The 19746-nt window shown below is 72.5% G+C and carries 16 protein-coding genes, 1 pseudogene and 1 riboswitch; of the genes and pseudogenes, 8 read left to right on the forward strand and 9 right to left on the reverse strand.

The window, feature by feature from the left end; all coding sequences use genetic code 11:
• Positions 1–21 precede the first annotated feature (21 nt).
• Entirely contained in the window at positions 22–2625 is a 2604-nt protein-coding gene (locus IEZ19_RS03355) for a CHAT domain-containing protein (RefSeq protein WP_189309415.1), read from the forward strand.
• 27 nt (positions 2626–2652) lie between these two features.
• On the opposite strand, the gene IEZ19_RS03360 is transcribed toward IEZ19_RS03355, so the two are convergent.
• Positions 2653–4557: a LuxR family transcriptional regulator AbsR2 gene (locus IEZ19_RS03360; RefSeq protein WP_189309416.1), complete on the reverse strand. Its 1905-nt coding sequence runs from the start codon at positions 4555–4557 to the stop codon at positions 2653–2655.
• 95 nt (positions 4558–4652) lie between these two features.
• Between IEZ19_RS03360 and absR1 the strand changes: the two genes are divergently transcribed.
• Positions 4653–5747, forward strand: a complete 1095-nt coding sequence (gene absR1, locus IEZ19_RS03365; RefSeq protein ID WP_189309417.1) for a beta-glucuronidase AbsR1 — start codon at positions 4653–4655, stop codon at positions 5745–5747.
• 253 nt (positions 5748–6000) lie between these two features.
• On the opposite strand, the pseudogene IEZ19_RS03370 reads toward absR1, so the two are convergent.
• The 8 genes and pseudogenes from IEZ19_RS03370 to IEZ19_RS53375 form a co-directional block, all read right to left on the reverse strand.
• Positions 6001–6270: pseudogene (locus IEZ19_RS03370) on the reverse strand (LLM class flavin-dependent oxidoreductase); the annotation flags it as partial.
• Positions 6267–7640, reverse strand: a complete 1374-nt coding sequence (locus tag IEZ19_RS03375) for an NtaA/DmoA family FMN-dependent monooxygenase (RefSeq protein WP_189309418.1) — start codon at positions 7638–7640, stop codon at positions 6267–6269. The pseudogene IEZ19_RS03370 and the gene IEZ19_RS03375, both read right to left, overlap by 4 nt.
• A 21-nt stretch (positions 7641–7661) precedes the next feature.
• Positions 7662–8870 carry an LLM class flavin-dependent oxidoreductase gene (locus IEZ19_RS03380; protein ID WP_229839874.1) on the reverse strand — a complete coding sequence of 403 codons (1209 nt, stop codon included), beginning with the start codon at positions 8868–8870 and terminating at the stop codon, positions 7662–7664.
• 285 nt (positions 8871–9155) lie between these two features.
• Positions 9156–10181, reverse strand: a complete 1026-nt coding sequence (locus IEZ19_RS03385) for a transporter substrate-binding domain-containing protein (protein WP_189309419.1) — start codon at positions 10179–10181, stop codon at positions 9156–9158.
• A 65-nt stretch (positions 10182–10246) separates the two neighbouring features.
• The gene (locus tag IEZ19_RS03390; RefSeq protein WP_189309420.1) at positions 10247–11041 is read right to left on the reverse strand and encodes an amino acid ABC transporter ATP-binding protein; all 795 of its coding nucleotides are present in this window, start codon (positions 11039–11041) and stop codon (positions 10247–10249) included.
• Positions 11038–12015, reverse strand: a complete 978-nt coding sequence (locus tag IEZ19_RS03395) for an amino acid ABC transporter permease (RefSeq protein WP_189309421.1) — start codon at positions 12013–12015, stop codon at positions 11038–11040. The genes IEZ19_RS03390 and IEZ19_RS03395 overlap by 4 nt, the downstream gene beginning before the upstream one ends.
• Positions 12016–12363: 348 nt before the next feature.
• Positions 12364–12473, reverse strand: a riboswitch (SAM riboswitch).
• A 77-nt stretch (positions 12474–12550) separates the two neighbouring features.
• Positions 12551–13438 (reverse strand): glutathione S-transferase C-terminal domain-containing protein, encoded by an 888-nt coding sequence (locus IEZ19_RS03400; protein WP_189309422.1) that lies wholly within the window; start codon positions 13436–13438, stop codon positions 12551–12553.
• 101 nt (positions 13439–13539) lie between these two features.
• The gene (locus tag IEZ19_RS53375) at positions 13540–13659 is read right to left on the reverse strand and encodes a putative leader peptide (RefSeq protein ID WP_373296893.1); all 120 of its coding nucleotides are present in this window, start codon (positions 13657–13659) and stop codon (positions 13540–13542) included.
• Between the two features lie 271 nt (positions 13660–13930).
• On the opposite strand from IEZ19_RS53375, the gene IEZ19_RS03405 reads away from it, so the two are divergent.
• From IEZ19_RS03405 to IEZ19_RS03430, 6 genes are all read left to right on the forward strand, one after another.
• Positions 13931–14755: a hypothetical protein gene (locus IEZ19_RS03405; RefSeq protein WP_189309423.1), complete on the forward strand. Its 825-nt coding sequence runs from the start codon at positions 13931–13933 to the stop codon at positions 14753–14755.
• Between the two features lie 67 nt (positions 14756–14822).
• Positions 14823–15983, forward strand: coding sequence for an NAD(P)/FAD-dependent oxidoreductase (locus IEZ19_RS03410; protein ID WP_189309424.1), 1161 nt, complete (start codon positions 14823–14825; stop codon positions 15981–15983).
• Positions 15980–16279: a (2Fe-2S)-binding protein gene (locus IEZ19_RS03415; RefSeq protein WP_189309425.1), complete on the forward strand. Its 300-nt coding sequence runs from the start codon at positions 15980–15982 to the stop codon at positions 16277–16279. Before IEZ19_RS03410 ends, IEZ19_RS03415 begins: the two co-directional genes overlap by 4 nt.
• Positions 16272–17699 carry an NAD(P)/FAD-dependent oxidoreductase gene (locus tag IEZ19_RS03420; protein ID WP_189309426.1) on the forward strand — a complete coding sequence of 476 codons (1428 nt, stop codon included), beginning with the start codon at positions 16272–16274 and terminating at the stop codon, positions 17697–17699. Before IEZ19_RS03415 ends, IEZ19_RS03420 begins: the two co-directional genes overlap by 8 nt.
• A gap of 131 nt (positions 17700–17830) precedes the next feature.
• Positions 17831–18730: a dihydrodipicolinate synthase family protein gene (locus IEZ19_RS03425; protein ID WP_189309427.1), complete on the forward strand. Its 900-nt coding sequence runs from the start codon at positions 17831–17833 to the stop codon at positions 18728–18730.
• A 12-nt stretch (positions 18731–18742) separates the two neighbouring features.
• A complete protein-coding gene (locus IEZ19_RS03430; protein ID WP_189309428.1) occupies positions 18743–19744 on the forward strand; it encodes a proline racemase family protein in 1002 nt (333 codons plus the stop codon).
• Positions 19745–19746 lie beyond the last annotated feature (2 nt).

The following is a 19746-nucleotide window of genomic DNA, read 5'->3' on the forward strand; positions in this document are numbered from 1 at the left end:
GAGGCCACTACCATCCGAGAGGTGACAGCAGGAAGCGACTCGGTCCTCGAACTGCTGCCCATGGTGTTCGCCGCCCCGGGCGACGCGCTCGCGAGGGCGGAGCGGGTGCTGGAGACCGACCCGCCCCCGTTGCACGCGTCCGTCGCCCATCAGGTGATCGGCATCTGGCAGCGGGACTTCGGCGACATGCGGATCGCCCTGGGCCATCTGCGGCGTGCCCGGGATCTCGCGGCCCACGCGGAGTCGGCCGAGCGCGAGGCGGACGTCCTGGCCACGCTGGGGGTCGCGCTGGTGCACGCGGGGCGCACCCGGCAGGGGCTGACGGCGTTCGAACGGGGTGTCGCACGCGGCACCGGGCACACCCGGGCCCGGGTGCTGTACCGGCGGGCCTACGTGTGGTGGGTGCTGGGGCATCACCGGGAGGCTCTGGAGGACGTACGGCGGGCGATCGCGGTGCTGCGACAGGCCGACGACGTGATCTGGACGGCGCGGGCGCTGACGCTGCGGGCCACGGTGCATCTGGCACTGGGCGCGGTGGAGCGGGCGGACGCCGACTTCGCCGCCGCCGAGCGGCTGTGGGAGACCACCGGCCAGGAGCACGACAAGGCCGACGCGGTGGAGAGCCGGGGCCTGGCAGCGTTCCGCTCGGGCGACATCCCAGCGGCGCTGCGGCTGTTCGACGAGGCCGAGGAGCGGTACGCCAAGCTCGGCACGCCGACCTTCATGCTGTCCATCCGCCGCTGCGAGGTGCTGATGGCGGCCGGTCTCGCCCCGGAGGCGCTGGCCGAGGCGGACGCGGCGATCGCGGTGCTCGACCGGATCGGCGGGCAGTCCACCCGCAAGGCCGAACTGCTGCTCGCCGCGGCGCGGGCGGCCCGCTCGGCGGGCGACCCGCACACGGCGATCGCCCGCGCGGCGCTCGCCGTACGGCTGTTCGCGGGGCAGCGGCGCACCTGGTGGGAGACGCACGCCCGGCTGGTGGTGCTCGAGGCGCGGGTGGCGACCGGGCGGTCCTCGGGGCGGCTGGTCGCGGACGCGGCCGCGGTCGCCGACCGGCTCTCGGCGTTCGGCTCGCCCGCCGCCCCGGAGGCATCGCTGCTGGCGGGCCGGATCGCGCTGGACCTGGGCTGGACGGCGGACGCGGAGCGGCATCTGACGGTGGCCGCGCGCAGCAGATCGGTCGGCCCGCCGCTGGCCCGGATGACGGGCTGGGCGGCGCAGGCACTGCGCGCGCGGGCCGCCGGTTCGACGCGGGGCGTGCTGGAGGCCTGTCGGCGCGGGCTCGACGTGCTCGACGACCACCGGACGACGCTGGGCGCCTCGGAGTTGCGCGCCCGGGCGACGGCACAGGGCGCGGAACTGGCGGCGCTGGCGCAGCAGGCGTCCCTGGCCGGGGGCGGACCGCGTCGGCTCCTGGAGTGGAGCGAGCGCTGGCGGGCCACCGTGCTGTCCGCGCCGCCGACCCGGCCGCCCGCCGACCCCGTGCTGCTGAGCGCGCTCACCGCGTTCCGGGAGATCGCCGCCCGCGCCGAGGAGGCCCGGACGGAGGGGCGGCCGGTGCCCGCCCTGGAGCGTGAACAGCGGCGCCGGGAACGGGAGATACGCTCCCGCACCCATCACATGCGCGGCGACTCCCCCGGCGACGGCCGCCGTTTCGACGCAGCACGGCTGCTGGAACGGCTCGGTGAGGGGCGGCTGGTCGAACTCGCCGTGCTGGACGGGCGGGTGCATGTGCTGCTGTGCGGTCAGGGGCGGGTACGGCGGTTCGAGGGAGGGTCGCTGGCGGAGGCGGTGGCCGAGGCCGAGCACGTACAAGCGGGGCTACGGCGTCTTGCGCACCCGGGGGCCGAGGCCCGGCTGCCGCTGGTGGAGGCGGCGGGGCGGCGGCTGGAGGAGCTGCTGCTCGGCGGCGCCGTGGCGCACCTGGGCGAGGGACCGGTCGTGGTGGTGCCGCCCGGCGCGCTGCACCGGGTGCCCTGGGCGCTGCTGCCCTCGCTGCGGGACCGGGTGCTCAGTGTGTCGCCGTCGGCGGGCAGCTGGCTGCGGGCGCGGGAGACCGAGCCGCCGCCTGGCGGGCGCCATGTCCTCGTCCGGGGACCGGGATTGGCCACGGGCGGCGCCGAGGTCCCCGAGGTGGCCGACCGGTACGGCGCGGCGACGGTCCTCTCCCACGACGACGCCCGGGTGCCGCGCGTGCTGCGGGAACTGGACGGGGCGGCGCTGGCGCACATCGCCGCGCACGGCACGTTCCGCGCGGACAGCCCGCTGTTCTCGTCGCTGCGGATGGCCGACGGTCCGCTGATCGTGCACGACTTCGAGCGGCTCGACCGCAGTCCGTACCGCATCATCCTCTCCAGCTGCGACACCGCCCGTCTGGCCTCGGTGGGCGCGGACGAACTGCTCGGTCTGGTCACGGCGTTGCTCCCGCTGGGCACGGCGGGCGTGGTGGCGGCGAGCGCACCGGTCAACGACGCCGCGGTGGTGCCGCTGATGCTCGCCCTGCACAAGGGCCTCGACACGGGGCTGTCCCTGGCCGAGGCCCTGCGCGACGCCCGCGCCGCGGTGCCGGACGACGCGGTGCACCAGGCGACGGGCTGGGCGTTCACGGCGTTCGGCGCGGCATGACGTGAGGTGCACGCGAGGCCGCTCCCGTTACGCGGAGGCCGAGTCCGGCAGTTCCACCAGCCAGGGCAGGGCGCCGCGGTCGCTGGCGCCGAGGCGCGCGTAGGCGCTGTACAGGTGGTTGCCGACCGTGCGGATCGACAGGGTGAGCCGCTCCGCGATCTGCCGGTTGCTCAGACCGGCGGCGGCCAGTGTGACGATCTGGCGCTGGCGGGCGGTGAGTTCACCGAGGACCAGTCCGGACAGTGCCGGGGTGCGGGCGCCCTGGCAGCGACGGGCCAGAGCCACCGCTCGGGTACGGGAGGTGCGGGCGGCGCGCGGGTCGCGGTGCGCCCGTACGGCCTGGGCGTGGGCCTCGGCCGCGAAGAGCAGGAAGCCGCGCTCCTGCAGGGCCCGTGCGGCCCGGTCGAGGGCGGGTCCGTCGCCGCGGACCAGCGCGTCGGCGTGCCGGGCCAGCGGCCCGCCCGCGGGCAGCCGTCCGACGGCGCGCTCGGGTACACCGAGGCGTACGGCGTCGTACAGGGCGTAGAAGCCGTCCTCGGCGAGAGCTCGTACGGCACCGTCGAGGTCACCGCGCGCGGCGGCTGTCCAGACGGCCGTGCCGTCCGCGGACGAGCGAGGTTCGCCGGTCACCATGCCGGAGCCCATCGGGACCACGGCCTCGAAGCCGGCGCCGTCCCCCTCCACGGCCGTGTCCCCCGCGCCCGTGTCGGTCCCCATGGCCGCCACTTCCCCCGACTGCGCGGCGGCGAGGGCGAGTTCGATCCGGCAGGACGCGTCCCCCGGCGCCTCCCGCAGACCTTCCCTCGCCCACGCCGCCGCCTCTCGCAGCTCCCCCCGAAGCCGCGAGAACCTGGCCCGTACGGCCGCGTATCCGGCCGGTACGGGTATGCCCTCCCCCGCCAGCCACTCCCCCACCGGCGTCGGCAGCGGCCGTACGTCCGTCTCCTCGATCCGCCGCGCCAGCACCCGCTGTTCGGCCGCCAGGGCCGGGCCGCACCGCTCCGGTGTGCGGGCCAGACGGCGGGCCCGCAGCCGGCCGGCGGTGGCGCGCAGGGCCGGGCCGTGCAGGGGGTGGGCGAGGCGGACGGCGCCGTGGTCGTCGACGTGGAGCAGACCGTCGGCCTCGAGGCGTTCGAGCACGTCGAGGTCGAGGCCGTCCAGGTGCAGCGGGAGGGGTTCGGCGAAGGCCAGGCGTTCCAGGGTGTCGCGTTCGGGCCCGGAACGGTCCAACACCGGTGCCATGCGCTCGCGCACGGTGGCGGTGACCGGCACCGGGCCGCGCCACGCCCGTTCGTCCGCGTCGGGAAGGCGGGTGAGCTGTCCGGACTCGTGCAGGGCGCCGAGCAGGTCGCGCAGCAGCCTCAGGTCTCCACGGCACAACCGGTGCAGGCGGTTCACAGTCAGCGGTTCCAACGCGCCCCCTGCGGTGAGCAGTTGGGCCACCCCCTCGTGGGGCAGCGGCTCCAGGGCGAGGCGCGGCAGGAGCTCGCCGGCCCACAGCCTGGACACGGCGCCCGGTACCGGTGCGCCGTCGGCGGCGACCACGACGAGGCGGGTGCGGCCGTGCGCGGCGAGCTGGTGGACCAGAGCGGCCGAGGCCTCGTCGAGCAGATGGGCGTCGTCGACCACGAGGAGCCGTACACCGGACAGGAGTTGGACGGCGCGGTGCAGCGATACGGTCTCGGGCAGCAGATGGGCGAACGCGGCGAAGGGCAGCCCGCCGGCCTCGGGCAGCCCGGTCACGCGGGCGCAGTCGGTGCCGCGCACGGCCTCCGTGACCAGCCGGGTCTTGCCGCAGCCGACCGGCCCGGTCACCACGATGCCGTGCCGTCCGGCGGCCAGGGAGCGGCGGATCAGCGCCAGCTCCTCGTCCCGGCCCGTGAACGGCCACGGCAGCTCGAGGGTCTTCGCCTCCTGGGAGTAAGTCGTCACATGATGAAGAGCCCGCCTACTCACTCCTGATACAGGGCGACTTGAGTAGCCCCCGACTCAGGCGCCAGGGGTGGGCCCGACGGCAGGCTGGGGCTATGACTCAGCGCTACTGCTCGCTCCCGCGGCAGTCGGCCCCCTCCTACGCACCGGGGCTGACCGCGAAGCGGCTGAGCGCGCTGCTGAGCGGACGGCGCATGTGGATCAACGGGACGGTCCTGCACTACTACTTCTTCGACGCCGAGGACGGCTCCGACGACACCTCTGTGATACCGGTGCCGGGGACCGGGGAACTGCGGCGGATGCCGTGGGCCGGTGCCAAGGAGCAGCAGGACGTCGTACGGGAGTGCTTCCGCGAGTGGCAGGAGCTGGGCATCGGCCTGCGGTTCGCCGAGGTCGGTGACCGTCGCGAGGCAGAGCTGCGCATCGGTTTCCAGCCCGGTGACGGCTCCTGGTCGGCGGTGGGCCGCGACGCGCTCTCGGCCGGCCTGGACGAACGCACGATGAACCTGGGCTGGGACCTGACCGCGCCGGGCGGACACGGAACGGCCCTGCACGAGATCGGCCACGCGCTGGGGCTGCTGCACGAGCACCAGAGCCCGTTCTCCGGCTTCCACTGGGACGACGAGGCCGTGTACGCCGAGCTGGCGGGCCCACCGAACTTCTGGGGCCGGGAGCGGACGTACGACAACGTCCTGCGCAAGCTGGACCCGTCCGAGGTCAACGGCTCGGTGTGGGACCCGCAGTCGATCATGCAGTACCCCTTCGCACCGGGTCTGATCCTGGAGCCGGAGCAGTACCGCGGGGGCCTCCACCCGCCGGGCACGCTGTCCCCGGCGGACAAGGAGTGCGCGCTCCGCTGGTACCCGCCCCGGGGTCCCGTCGAACCGGCCGGGCTGGCCCCGTTCCGGTCGGCGCCGCTGCGCCTGGCCCCGGGCGGACAGGCCGACTTCACCATCGAGCCACCGGAGACCCGCACCTACACGGTGGGCGCCTTCGGCGAGGGCGACCGGGTCGTCGTGATCTTCGAGGAACGCGACGGGGAACCGCGCTTCCTCGCGGGTCATGACGACGGAGGCACACCGCACGACGCAACACTCAAGGTCCGGCTCGTGAAGGACCGCCGCTACTTCGTCCGCGTCCGCCTGTACTCCGCCTGGGGTTCGGGCGAAACGGCCGTCATGTGCTGGTGACAGCACGGGCCGCGGCACGCGGGCGCTGAGACCACCTGTCCGGCGCCGGGGGAGCGGCCGGGCACGTTGCCTTCGGGGGAGGGAAACGTGCCCGGCCACGCCGGCGCCTCATGTCCGTTCTCCCACGGCAGGCAGGGGTTCACTGCCGCAACCGTGCGGGAGCATTGCAACCGCGTGAAGACCCACCCGCCCAGGGTCGGCCGAGGCCAGGATGATGGGGCCATGCTCATCGTCCTGTCCGGCCTGCCGGGACGCGGGCCGGGTCGAGCAGGCTCAGGGTCGTCGCGGCGGTGAAGAGCCTGATGCGCTTCGTGAGCGCGGCGAGATGACTGAGCACCACCGGCGGCGAGGAGGAGATGAACGGACGCTCGTGCCGCTCCCCCACGCCGAAACCGTCGAAGCCCAGCTCCTCGGCGAGCAGCACGTTGTCGACGACTTCCCGGAAACGCTCGTGCGTGGACTTCTCCACGCCCATGACCGGGTCCGGGCGGTGCACGATCAGGGTGATGGCGAGGAACCTCAGGACGCCACCCGGTCGGTGCGCGCCTCGTCCGGGTGGGTGAGGCCGAGGTGGTCGCGCAGGGTGGTGCCCTCGTAGTCGGCGCGGAACACGCCCTGTTCCTGGAGCAGCGGGACGACCTTGTCGGCGAACACGTCGAGGCCGCCCGGGGTGATGTGCGGGACGAGGATGAATCCGTCGCCGGCGTCGGCCTGGACGAACTCGTTGATCGTCCGGGCGACGGTGGCGGGAGCGCCGACGAAGTTCTGCCGGTTGCCGGTCTCGATGACCAGGTCGCGGATGGACCACTTGTTGGCGGCGGCGAGTTCGCGCCACTCACGGGCGATGGCGAGCGGGTCACGGTACATCCGGACCTGGGCGCGACCGCGGGAGATGTGCTCCGCGCTCACGTTCGGGTCGATGTCGGGCAGCGGGCCGTCCGGGTCGTACGACGACAGGTCCCGGTTCCAGACGAACTCGAGGTGCTTGAGGGCGGTGGCCCCGCTGACCTGGGCCCGGCGGACCTCGCGGGCCAGCTCGGCGGCCTCCTCGTCGGTGTCGCCGAGGACGAAGGTCGCCGCGGGCAGGATGAGCAACTGGTCGTGCGCACGGCCGTACTTGGCGAGACGTGCCTTGACGTCGGTGTAGAACGCCTGGCCCTCCTTCAGCGTGGCGTACCGGCTGAAGATCGCGTCGGCGCTCGAGGCGGCGAACTCGCGCCCCTCGTCGGAGTCGCCGGCCTGGAAGATCACCGGACGGCCCTGCGGGGAGCGCGGGACGTTGAACCGCCCGTGGATGTCGAAGTGCCGCCCCCGGTGGACGAAGGCGCCGGCCTTGGCGTCGCGCAGGAAGGTGCCGGTGGCCTGGTCGGCAAGGATCTCGTCGCCGTACCAGGAGTCGAAGAGTTCGTTCGCGGTGGTCAGGAACTCCTCGGCGCGGGAATAGCGCTCCTCCTGCGGCAGGAAGCCGCCACGCCGGAAGTTCTCGCCGGTGAAGGCGTCCCAGGAGGTGACCACGTTCCAGGCGGAGCGTCCGCCGGAGAGATGGTCGAGGCTGGCGAACTGGCGGGCCACCTCATAGGGCTCGTTGAAGGTGGAGTTGATGGTGCCGGTCAGGCCGAGGCGGTCGGTGACGGCTGCCAGCGCGGCCAGCACGGTGAAGGTGTCGGGGCGGCCCACCACGTCCAAGTCGTAGATTTTTCCCCCCTGTTCGCGCAGCCGAAGGCCCTCGGCGAGGAACAGGAAGTCGAACTTGGCGCGTTCGGCGGTCTTCGCGAAGTGCGCGAAGGAGCTGAACTCGATGTGGCTGCCGGCGGCCGGGTCGCTCCACACGGTGGTGTTGTTGACGCCGGGGAAGTGGGCGGCCAGATGGATCTGCTTCTGCCGTTTGCTCATGATCGGTGCGGTCCCTCCGGCTCAGGCGGCTGCGAAGCGGTTGGCGGGGCGGTCGAGCCCGAGAAGCCCGCGCAGGGTGTCGGCCTCGTAGGCGTGCCGGAAGCGGCCGCGGCGCTGGAGTTCGGGCACCAGGCCGCGCGTGATCTTCGGCAGGTCATGGTCGGCCACGGCCGGCCGCAGCCGGAACCCGGTCAGGCCGCCCTCGGCCAACTCCTCCAGAAGATCGGCGAGTTGGACCGGCGTTCCGGTGAAGATCCGGGCGTCGCTCGTGTACGGCTCCCCCGCGAGGGCCTCGAGCCGCTCCCGGCGCGCCCGCGCCCCGGCCTGGTCGTCGTCGAGGAAGACCACGAGGTCGCCGAGGACGTGCAGGGGCTGGTCGGCGCGTCCGGCCACGGCCTGTTCGGCGCGGATCTCGGCGACGATCGCGCGGGCCTGGTCGGTGTCGTGCGGGGTGACGTACCCGACGTCCGCCTGCCGGGCCACGAGCCGGTACGGCACCGTCTGGTGGGCCAGCGCGGTCACGACCGGCTGCCCCTGCGGCGGCCGGGGCGTGATGGAGGGGCCCTTGACACTGAAGTGACGGCCCTCGAAGTCGATGTAGTGCAGCTTGTCGCGGTCGATGAAGCGGCCGGTGGCGACCTCCCGGATCTCCGCGTCGTCCTCCCAGCTGTCCCAGAGTCTGCGCACGACCTCGACGTAGTCGGCGGCCTCGTCGAACAGGTCGACCACCAGGTCCTGCGCGGCCGGGCTGTCGTACGCCTCGATCCGGGGGATCGTGCGGCGGCCGAAGTGGGCGGCCTCGTTCGGGCGGGCGTCGATCTGGACGCGCAGCCCGGCACGGCCGGCGCTCACATGGTCGAGGGTGGCTGTCGCCTTGGATATATGGAACGGCTCCGTGTGTGTGGCCACCACGGTCGGCACCAGACCTATGTGCCGGGTGAGGGGCGCAACGCGGGAGGCGACAAGGACGGCGTCGAGCCGGCCGCGTACCTGGTCCGTGCGCTCGTCGGGTTCGAGGAAATGCGAGGACTGCGGGCCGAGTCCGTCCTCGAAGGTCACGAAGTCGATCAGACCGTGCTCGGCCTCGGTGACCAGATCGGCCCAGTAAGCGGCGGTGAACAGCTCCCGGGGCCGGGCCACCGGCTCGCGCCAGGAGGCCGGGTGCCAGCCGGTGCCGTCGAGGGCGACGGCGAGATGCAGGGGCGCGGATGCGGAAGAAGATGACGACACGAGGGTGCCTTCCTGGATGTCCGTACGAGAACGCGGGCCCGCGCGGGAGGGCGGGCCCGGCGGCTGGGGCAGCGTCAGGAGCAACAGAGCGCGCCGGCCACGCGCAGAAGATCGATGTGGGACCGGGAGTGGAGGCGGACGGCACGGCGGATACGTGTCATGTCCTCTCCTCCGTTCGTCGGGCGCGTCGGGCCGAACGGCGAGCGCGGCGCACATCTCGTCGTGGGTGCGAACACCGCGCCCGACCCGTCTGTTCCCTGCCGCGCGAAACCGCGCGACAGCTGATCACGCATTGTCGAGCGGCAGCCCGGGCGGGTTGACCTCGGACTTGGCCACGGCCTCGTTGGAGAGGTTCCAGGCGGCCAGCCACTTGGCGTACTGCCCGTTCTCGATCAAGTAGTTGATCGCGGCGGCGATGGGCCCGGCCAGGCCGCTGTCCTTCTTGACGGTGGCGGCGATCAGGCCCTGCAGCGTCTCGCCGGCACCGGAGAAGGTGCCCGCGCTACGGGTCGCCTTGGGCGTGTTCGCCGTCTTGGCGATGTTGTAGGCGATGCCCGGGTTGGGGCCGAGGAACGCGTCGATCTTGCCGCTGCTGAGCGCGAGATAGGTGCCGTTGCGGTCCGGGTAGTACTTGACGGTGAGCTTCTTGCCCTCGCTCTCCAGCTTCTTCTTCCACTCCAGGAGGATCTTCTCCTGGTTGGTGCCGGAGCCGACGGAGACGGTCAGGCCCGCGAGGTTCTCGTAGTTCCCGTCGAAGTTCCACGTGCTGGCCTTGGGCACCTCGAAACCGAGGTCGTCCTTGCGGTAGGACGCGAACTCGTACTTCCGCTTGCGCTCCTCGGTGACGGTGATGTTCGTGAAACCGACGTCGACCTTGCCGCTGTCGATGCCGACGAAGAGGTTCTCCCAGGTGAAGTTCTTGTTCTCGGCCTTGAGCCCGAGGACCGCGGCGACCAGCCGGCCGAGGTCGGGCTCGGAGCCGGTGAGGGTCTTCTGGTCGCTGCCCACGTAGTCCAGCGGCGCGAAGCCGGCGGGCAGGGCGCCGTGTCCGATGACGAGCTTGCCGCTCTTGCGTACGGACTCGGGCAACTGCGCGCTGATGGACTTGACCTCGGAGACCTTCAGGGCGGTCTCCTTCGCGGCGCCGTTGGAGAGTTGGCCGACGCTCACGCTGCCGGAGGCGGCGGCGTCGGTCTTCGTCGCGGCGTCGCTGTCACCGCCGCAGGCGGCGAGGCCGGTGGCCAGGGTGGCGACGGCGGTCGCCGCGGTGATGCCGCGTATCAGGCTGCGTCGGGTGAAGTGGGCAGACATGGTCGTCCTTCGCGTGGCTGGGAGCGGGTGTGAGGAACGGCGTGGGGGGACAGTCGTGGGGCGGATCAGAGGACCTTGCTGAGGAAGTCCCGGGTCCGTTCGTGCTGCGGCTTGTCCAGCACCTGGGCGGGCGGGCCCTGTTCGACGATCCGGCCGTCGTCGATGAAGACGATCCGGTCGGCGACCTCGCGGGCGAAGCCGATCTCGTGGGTGACGATGACGAGGGTGGTGCCGCTGGTCGCCAGGTCCTTGATGACGGAGAGCACCTCGCCGACGAGTTCCGGGTCGAGCGCGGAGGTCGGCTCGTCGAAGAGGATGATCCCGGGGCGCAGCGCGAGGGCGCGGGCGATGGCCACACGCTGCTGCTGACCGCCGGAGAGCTGCCGCGGGTAAGCGCCGGCCTTGTCGGCGAGTCCGACGCGGCCGAGGAGTTCGCGGGCCAGTTCCAGGGCCGCGGGCTTGGCCAGCCTGCGGGTCGCCACGGGGGCGGCAGCCACGTTGTCCAGCACGGTCAGGTGCGGGAAGAGGTTGAAGTTCTGGAAGACGAAGCCGATGCGGCTTCGCTGGGCCAGGATGGCGCGCTCGCTGAGTTCCTTGAGGCGGTCCCCGCTGCGCTTCACGCCGATCAGCTCGCCGTTGACGCTCACGTACCCGATCTCGGGCCGCTCCAGGTGGTTGATGACCCTCAGCAGGGTGGACTTGCCGGAGCCGGACGGGCCGAGGATCACGGTGACCTCCCCGGGCCGGACGGTCAGCTGGACCCCGTCGAGGACCCGGTGGGCGCCATACCACTTGTGCACGTCGTGCACCTCGACCGCGGCGGGCACGGCCTGCGGGACGGTGAGCGCTCCGGTGGTCATACGGCGGCCTCCCTGCGCACGCGCTCGCGCAGGCCGCGCAGGGCGGTGCGGAACTTCTGCAGTGGGGTCGGCGGCAGGGAGCGCGTGGCGCCCCGGGCGTAGTACCGCTCGACGTAGAACTGGACGACGGACACGAGGCTCGTGAGGATCAGGTACCAGACGGTGACCACGAGCAGCAGCGGCACGATGTCGCCGGGGTAGGTCGCGCCCATCGTCTGCGCCGTGCCGAAGAGGTCGAGCAGCGACACGTAGAAGACCAGGGACGTGCTCTTGATCAGGCCGATGAGCTGGTTGACGTAGTTCGGGGTGATGGACCGGAGGGCCTGCGGGAAGACGATCCGGGTGAACTGGTAGCGCTTGGGCAGGCCGAGCGCGTCCGCCGCCTCGTGCTGGCCCTGGTCGACGGAGAGGATGCCGCCGCGGACGACCTCGGAGGCGTACGCCGCCTCGTTGAGGCTGAGGCCCACGACCGCGACCGTCATGTCGGTGGCGAGCCGGGACTCGTCGAAGGTGACGAACGCCGGGCCGAAGGGGATGCCGAGGCTCAACGTCTGGTACAGGGCACTGAAGTTGTAGAGGAAGATCAGGACGACGATCAGCGGCACGGAACGGAACAGCCAGGTGTACGTCCAGCTCGCGGCGCGCAGGACGGGGCTGCCGGAGAGCCTGGCCAGCGCCAGCAGGATGCCGCCGAACAGGCCCAGCGCAGCGCTGAGCGCGGTGACTTCGAGGGTGATGAGCAGCCCGTCGAGCAGGGTGGGGCGCAGGAACCAGTAGCCGAAGCGGTCCCACTGGTAGAAGGTGTTCGTGGCCAGTCCGTGCACGATCTGCGCGGAGAGGACCAGCACGACGGCGGTGAGGATCCACCGCCCGGGACGGCGCAGCGGCTGAACTCGCTGAGCGCTGAGTACCTTTGATGGTGCGTCGGCTGGTGGTGCCGCGGCGAGGAACACGGTGCCTGGGGGTTCAGTCATGGTGGGCTCCGGCGGGAGTCGGAACCCCGGACCGCGGCGAGCCGGGTATGCGTCACCACGACGGCGCGGCGTGACGCATGGGAACGCTCGGTGACCGGGGGCTGGGCGGACGACGGCACACCGCGCGTGCGGTGTTCGTCAGGAACGCGGGGGCTGGAAGAAGGCGTCAGCCCCGACAGCGGGCACGGCCCGATGCGGTACAGAGAGCGCTGTTCACGCGGAGCAGATCGACGGCTCGGTCGGCGACGAGCAGACCGGCGTACGGTGGCACGCAGCCCTGGGGGCGGCCGGCGGCCGTCCTGAGAGCTGCGTCCATGGCGTCACCCGTCACTGTTCGGGGCCCGTGGGCCCTCGCGCTTACCGAAACGTCATCCGGTCCGGTCGTCACCTGGGGCACCCCACCGCGGTGCGAGGGTTGCCGGTCAGCAAGCCAGGGCTTGTCGCTGACGCTCATGACCGTTCTGAGCGGTAAGTAAGGCAGTTGACCGTTCGAATGTCAACGCCCGTCCATGGACTGGGACGGCCATGTCCCCACTCACCTGCGCGAAGCGTCAGGAGCCTCTGTGACATGGGCTTCCCAGTCCAGTATCCGGACGGCCGCGCCGGCCGCCTCCAGACCCTCGCAACGGGCTTGGTGGCGGCGGGAGATGCCGTCGAGGTCGAGGTGGCGGCCGAAGGCTGGGTGGACGGCCAGCCGCCGGGCGTAGGCCCACAGGGCGGGATGTCCGGCGATGCGGTGCACGGCGGAGGCGTCCAGGTGCTGGCGGTGCACGATGTCCAGTTGGACCAGGGTCACCCACAACTCAACGTCGGCGGCGGTGAGTTGCCCGCCGAGGACGTACTCGCTCCCGGTCAGCCGCCGGTCCAGCTCACCGAGCGTGCCCAGCAGCACGTCGAGCGCGGAGGCGCGCTCGGCCTCGTCGGCGCCGGCCCGTCCGGCACGCTGGGCGGCCTCCTCGACGCCCTCGGCGCACAGCCGCTCGATCTCCTCGATGCCGGCCTCGGCGCCGCACGGGTACAGCGAGCTGCGATCGTCGCCGAAACAGCGGTCCAGGTCGCGCAGGATGTCCGGGGTTCGGCTGCTGACGATGCGTCCGGACCAGGCGTCGCTGAGGACCGGCGCGAGGGCCGGTCCGGAGTAACGGTGTGCGCTCGCCTCGTACAGCGGGCGCAGCGCGGAGTGGCCGCCGCCGGGACAGTCCGGGACGGCGGGGAGGAAGGTGGCGGGACAGATGTCGTCGAGGGCGAGCAGGCTGTGGACGACCGCGATGCGCAGGCCGTCGGAGCAGGCCGTCGTCAGGTGGAGGCGGTAGCGGCGCGGGACGGCGTAGTGACCGCCGTGCGCGTCCCGGCCGATCCTGCCCCGGAACGCGGGCACCTGCGGGTGGGTGGACGGGACGGCGGCGAGCTGAGTGATGGACATGCGTCTCCCCAGGGGCGGGCGCGCGGACGTACGCGCGACGGAAGCGTCGTCGGTCGGTGGAGGGCGTGGCGTCGTCGAAGGGCCGGCGTGCGGGGCCCGGCTCAGCGCTGCGGGTCGATGGCGCTGCTGACGCGCTGCAGATCGATGTGACGGCGGGAGGTCAGCAGGGGCGACGACGGCATACGGCCCGTACGGGCGGTGCCTGTCCTTGGGCGCCCCATGATTCCCTACCTTTTCACTAGGATTCCAGTCTGGAGTGTCGATCGGGCTGCGCCCGACGTCAAGGGGGCGTCCACGCCCGGGACACCGGGCGAGCGGGGCGCGGGCGGGCTGGTCGCGGTGCCTGAAGGGTTCCGCACCACCTGGCTGCCGGGAACGGACCCGGCGCGACGCGACTTCGCCCCCGTCACCCGAACGCCCCGCTGCGCTGGTCCGGCGGCGTGGGCGGTGGTGGCGTGGGAGGACGTACCGCGTTCCGAGGAGGCAGTCGCGATGAACCGTCCGTCCCGTCCTGTGCGTATTCTCGGGTCGGCCCTCGCAGTGGGGACGCTGCTGGCCACGGCGGCCTGTTCGGACGGCGGGAACGCCGCCGACGCCGTGTCCGCCTCACCCATGGCCGAGGACACCCCCAGCCCGACCGTGACACCCAGCCCGACCTCGACACCCGCTCTCACGCGCACCGGGGCGAAGGCCGCGCTGATCACCGAGGCCGACATCGAGGACGACTGGACGCAGGCGAACAACGCGGCGTCCTGGCGGGACAAGCTGCTGATCGGCAAGGTCGACGTCGCCGCCTTCCTGAACACGAAGTCCAACGCCGCCGACTGCCAGAAGCTCCTGAACAGCCTCTACTCCGACAGTCTGCTGGGCCGCGCGGTCGGCGCCTCGGCGCTCACCGGGTTCACCGCGGGCGACGCCCGGATGCTTTACCAGGCCGGCGACTACGGGAGGGCCTCGATGGACAAGTCGCTCGCCTGGATCAAGAGCCTCCCGCAGAAGTGCGCCCAGTTCACCGCGACCGGCTCCGACGGTGGCAAGCGGACGGTCCGGGTCGTCCAGTCCTCGCTGCCCAAGGCGGGCGATGCACGCGAAGGCCTGACGGTGAGGGTGCAGGGCACCGCGAACGGCGACCCGACCACGCTCACCGTGGACATCGCCGCACTGCGAGTCGGCGCCTCCGGAGCCGTCGTCACCAACGGCGGTCTCTCCGGCGCAGATCACGACAGCACCAAGAGGGCGGCGCAGCACGGCGCGCAGCGCCTCAAGGATGTACTCGCCGGGAAGACTCCGTCGCCGCATCCGAGCGAGTTCGACTGACGCCTCGGTTCTGACCCGGCCCGCACGCGCCCTCCCCAAGGACAGAAACATGTGACATAGTACTGGCGTGGCGAAGCGGCTGACCTGCGATGTCGTGGTGGTCGGCGCCGGGATGGTCGGCGCCGCCTGCGCCCTGTACGCGGCGCGGGCGGGTCTCGACGTCGTCGTGGTGGACCGCGGCCCGGTCGCCGGAGGCACCACCGGAGCGGGCGAGGGCAATCTGCTCGTCTCCGACAAGGAACGGGGCCCTGAGCTCGAACTGGCCCTGCTTTCGGCCCGGTTGTGGGCGGAGCTGGCCGAGGAGTTCGGTTCCGCGGTCGAGTACGAGCCCAAGGGCGGTGTCGTGGTCGCCGCCACGACCGAAGCGCTGGCCTCGCTGAAGGACTTCGCGGCCGCGCAGCACGCCGCCGGGGTCATGACGGAAGTCGTGGACGCGGATCAAGTCCGCTCTCTCGAACCCCATTTGGCGCCCGGTCTCGCCGGTGGCGTGCTCTACTCCCAGGACGCCCAGGTCATGCCCGCACTGGCCGCCGCACACCTCGTACGCGCCTCCGGTGCCCGGCTGTGCACCGGCCGCACCGTGACCGGGGTGCTGCGCACGGCGGAGGGCGCGGTGCGCGGCGTCCGGACGGACGACGGGGAGATCCACGCACCGGCGGTGATCAACGCGGCCGGCACCTGGGGCGGCGACGTGGCCGCGCTGGCGGGCGCGCACCTGCCCGTACTCCCCCGGCGCGGCTTCGTCCTGGTCACCGAGCCACTGCCCCGGCTGGTCCGGCACAAGGTGTACGCGGCGGACTACGTGGCCGACGTGGCGAGCGACTCGGCCGCGCTGCAGACCTCACCGGTCGTCGAGGGCACGGCCGCCGGCCCGGTTCTGATCGGCGCGAGCCGGGAACGGGTCGGCTTCGACCGGTCGTTCTCGCTTCCCGTCGTACGGTCCCTGGCGCTCGGGGCCACCCGGTTGTTCCCCTTCCTGGAGCGGGTGCGAGCGCTGCGCACGTACGTGGGCTTCCGGCCCTACCTCCCCGACCACCTGCCCGCGATCGGCCCCGACCCCCGCGTGCCCGGACTGTTCCACGCCTGCGGTCACGAGGGCGCCGGCATCGGACTCGCCACCGGCACCGGGCACTTGATCGCCCAGGCGCTCGGCGGAAAGACCACGGACCTGGACCTCACGGCGTTCCGCCCGGACCGTTTCTCGGGAGACGAGGTGAACTCCCCTTGAATCCGCTCGAGTTGGCCGACGCGCAGCCCGGCCCCGCGTTCACGGTCACCTTCGACGGCCGGACGATCGAGGCGCTGCCGGGTCAGACGGTCGCGGCCGCGCTGTGGGCGGCGGGCGTGACGGCCTGGCGCAGCACACGCGGCGCGGGCCGCCCGCGCGGGGTGTTCTGCGGGATCGGGATGTGCTTCGACTGTCTGGTGACCGTCAACGACCTCCCGAACCAACGGGCTTGCCTGGTTCCCGTACGACCCGGCGACACGATCCGCACGCAGGAGGGAACGGGCCACGATGGCTGAGCGACCGCACCTGGCCGTGATCGGGGCGGGCCCGGCAGGGCTGGCCGCGTCACTCGCGGCGGCCGTACACGGCGTCCGCGTGACCCTGGTCGACGCCGGTACGGAGGCGGGCGGGCAGTTCTACCGGCAGCCCGCCGCCGCGCTCGGGGCGCGTCGCCCGCAGACCCTGCACCATCAGTGGCGCACATGGGAGCGGCTGCGCACCGGGCTCGACGGGCAGATCGCCGCCGGGCGCATTCGCCATCTGCCCGATCATCATGTGTGGTGCGTGGAGCGGGAGTCCGGGGACGGCGGCTTCGGCGTGCACGCTCTTGTGGGTCCGATGCAGGACGACGGTGTCGTGGTACGCGCCGACGCCGTGCTCGTGGCCACCGGTGGCCACGAGACGGTGCTCCCGTTCCCGGGCTGGACGCTCCCCGGCGTCGTCACCGCGGGCGGTGCGCAGGCCATGCTCAAGGGCGGCCTCGTGCTGCCCGGCCGTACGGTCGTCGTCGCCGGAACCGGGCCGCTGCTGCTGCCCGTGGCGACGGGGCTCGCGACGGCCGGTGCGCACGTGGCCGCGCTCGTCGAGTCCGCCGACCCCCGGGCTCTGTTGCGCCACTCGTCGGCCCTGGCCGCGCAGCCCGGCAAGCTCACGGAGGGCGCCCGGTACACCGCCCGGCTGCTGCGGCACCGCGTACGCGCCCTGGTCCGGCACACGGTGGTCGAGGCGCACGGCACCGACCGTCTGGAGTCGGTGACCGTCGCCGCTCTCGGCACGGACGGTCGTGTCCGGCCCGGCAGCGAACGCCGCATCCCCTGCGACACCCTGGCCGTGGGACACGGCATGCTGCCGCACACCGACCTCGCCGAGACGCTGGGGTGCGCACTGGACGGGACGGACGTGCGCGTCGACGACGAGCAGCGCACCGACGTACCGGGCGTCTGGGCGGCCGGGGAGGCGACCGGGATCGGTGGCGCGGCCCTCGCGCTGGCCGAGGGACACATCGCCGGGCGTTCGATCGCCGCGCGCCTGCACGGGAGCGCCCCCGATCCGCGCACCTGGGCCGCGGCGGCGCGGGCCCGGACACGGCTCCGTACGTTCTTCGCGGCCGTGGACGCCGTCTTCGCTCCGCCCGTCGGATGGGTGGAGCAGGCCACGGACGACACGGTCGTGTGCCGTTGCGAGGAGGTGACCGCCGGTGAAGTCCGCTCGGCCGTCGGCGGGTTCGGCGCCGGTGACCTGCGCACAGTCAAGCTGCTCACTCGGGCCGGGATGGGCTGGTGTCAGGGCCGGATGTGCGGCCCCGCCGTCGCCGGAGTCTCCGGTTGCACGCTCACCACGCCGCGCCGACCGCTCGCCCGCCCGGTGCCGCTGGGCGTGCTCGCGGGAGTGTCCGAGGAGGGACTCCCGGCGCTGTCCGAGGAAGACCTGGAGTGAGCCGGCGCAGCAGTCGGCCGTCGCGGGAGGCCGTCGGCCCCCGTAGCCCCTGAAAGCCCTTGAGCCTCTGCAAGCCCGCAAGCCGCAGGACATCAGTAATATGTCACACCCTATTGGAGGGGGAAGCTCTCATGTCCGACCCGCAGCACCGCCCCTGGCGGGGCGTCCTGGTCGCCACCGCCCTGCCATTGCGCGACGATCTCACCGTGGACCACGACAGGTACGCCGAGCACTGCTCCTGGCTGGTCGAGAACGGCTGTGACGGCGTCGTACCGAACGGCTCGCTCGGCGAGTACCAGACGCTCACGCCCGAGGAGCGCGCCAGGGTCGTCGAGACGGCCGTGGCGGCGATCGGCGGCGCGCGCGTGATGCCGGGCGTCGCCGCCTATGGCTCCGCCGAGGCCCGCCGCTGGGCCGAGCGGGCGGGCGAGGCGGGCTGCGCCTCGGTCATGCTGCTGCCGCCCAACGCGTACCGCGCCGACGAGCGGTCCGTGCTCGCCCACTATGCCGAGGTCGCCCGCGCCGGGCTGCCGGTGGTCGCGTACAACAACCCGATCGACACCAAGGTCGACCTGGTGCCCGAACTGCTCGCGCGGCTGCACGGCGAGGGGTACGTGCAGGGTGTGAAGGAGTTCTCGGGCGACGTCCGCCGCGCCTACCGGCTCGCCGAACTCGCCCCGGACCTCGACCTGTTGGTCGGTGCCGACGACGTCCTGCTGGAGCTGGCCGTGGCGGGGGCCAAGGGCTGGGTGGCCGGTTATCCGAACGCGCTGCCCGCCGCCTCCGTCGAGCTGTACCGGGCGGCCGTGGCCGGGGATCTCGCCACCGCGCTCCCCCTGTACCGGCAGCTGCATCCGCTGCTGCGCTGGGACTCGCGGGTCGAGTTCGTGCAGGCGATCAAGCTGTCCATGGACATCGCCGGCCGGTACGGCGGCCCGGTGCGGCCGCCGCGCGTCCCGCTGCTGCCCGACCAGGAGGCCGAAGTACGTGCGGCGACCGAGAAGGCCCTCGCCGCGGGACTCGCCCGATAAGGAGGCCGTACCGTGCGCAGCAAACTCGTCCTGCACGCCGTCGACTCGCACACCGAGGGCATGCCCACCCGGGTGATCACCGGTGGGATCGGCACCATCCCGGGCACGACCATGAACGAGCGCCGTCTGTGGTTCCGTGAACACCACGACGGAATCAAGCAGTTGCTGATGAACGAGCCGCGTGGGCACTCCGCGATGAGCGGCGCGATCCTGCAGCCGCCGACCCGCCCCGACTGCGACTGGGGCGTGGTCTACATCGAGGTCTCCGGCTATCTGCCGATGTGCGGGCACGGCACGATCGGGGTGGCGACCGTGCTGGTCGAGACCGGCATGGTGGAGGTCGTCGAGCCGGTGACCACGATCCGTCTGGACACTCCGGCCGGGCTCGTCGTGGCGGAGGTGGAGGTCGAGGACGGCGCCGCCAGGAACGTCACGCTCCAGAACGTCCCGTCCTTCTCCGTCGGCCTCGACCGCAAGGCCGTACTCGCCGACGGGCGGACGGTGACGTACGACCTCGCGTACGGCGGGAACTTCTACGCCGTCCTTCCTCTCGAGGAGTTCGGGCTGCCCTTCGACCGGGCTCGCAAGGACGACATCCTCGCGGCGGGTCTGTCGCTGATGGAGGCCATCAACGCCAAGGAGGAACCGGTCCACCCGCAGGACCCGTCCATCCACGGCTGCCACCACGTCCACCTCTACGCACCCGGCTCCACGGCCCGGCACTCGCGGCACGCGATGGTCATCCATCCCGGCTGGTTCGACCGCTCACCCTGCGGTACGGGCACGAGCGCGCGCATGGCGCAACTGCACGCGCGGGGTGAACTGCCTTTGCACACCGAGTTCGTGAACGAGTCCTTCATCGGCACCCACTTCACGGGCCGGCTGCTGGGCACGACCGAGGTCGCCGGGATCCCGGCCGTACTGCCGAGCTTCACCGGCCGCGCGTGGATCACGGGCACGGCCCAGTACCTGCTGGACCCGACCGACCCCTTCCCCGAGGGCTTCGTGCTCTAGCT

Origin of the sequence: Streptomyces brasiliensis, assembly GCF_014647875.1 — a bacterium.
Classification (GTDB): Bacteria; Actinomycetota; Actinomycetes; order Streptomycetales; family Streptomycetaceae; genus Streptomyces; species Streptomyces brasiliensis.

Excerpts from the sequence above, each read along its gene's own strand:
- absR1 (WP_189309417.1), top strand. The coding sequence starts at position 4,653 with ATGACTCAGCGCTACTGCTCGCTCCCGCGGCAGTCGGCCCCCTCCTAC.
- IEZ19_RS03375 (WP_189309418.1), bottom strand. The coding sequence starts at position 7,640 with ATGAGCAAACGGCAGAAGCAGATCCATCTGGCCGCCCACTTCCCCGGC.
- IEZ19_RS03385 (WP_189309419.1), bottom strand. The coding sequence starts at position 10,181 with ATGTCTGCCCACTTCACCCGACGCAGCCTGATACGCGGCATCACCGCG.
- IEZ19_RS03390 (WP_189309420.1), bottom strand. The coding sequence starts at position 11,041 with ATGACCACCGGAGCGCTCACCGTCCCGCAGGCCGTGCCCGCCGCGGTC.
- IEZ19_RS03395 (WP_189309421.1), bottom strand. The coding sequence starts at position 12,015 with ATGACTGAACCCCCAGGCACCGTGTTCCTCGCCGCGGCACCACCAGCC.
- IEZ19_RS03400 (WP_189309422.1), bottom strand. The coding sequence starts at position 13,438 with ATGTCCATCACTCAGCTCGCCGCCGTCCCGTCCACCCACCCGCAGGTG.
- IEZ19_RS53375 (WP_373296893.1), bottom strand. The coding sequence starts at position 13,659 with ATGGGGCGCCCAAGGACAGGCACCGCCCGTACGGGCCGTATGCCGTCG.
- IEZ19_RS03405 (WP_189309423.1), top strand. The coding sequence starts at position 13,931 with ATGAACCGTCCGTCCCGTCCTGTGCGTATTCTCGGGTCGGCCCTCGCA.
- IEZ19_RS03420 (WP_189309426.1), top strand. The coding sequence starts at position 16,272 with ATGGCTGAGCGACCGCACCTGGCCGTGATCGGGGCGGGCCCGGCAGGG.
- IEZ19_RS03425 (WP_189309427.1), top strand. The coding sequence starts at position 17,831 with ATGTCCGACCCGCAGCACCGCCCCTGGCGGGGCGTCCTGGTCGCCACC.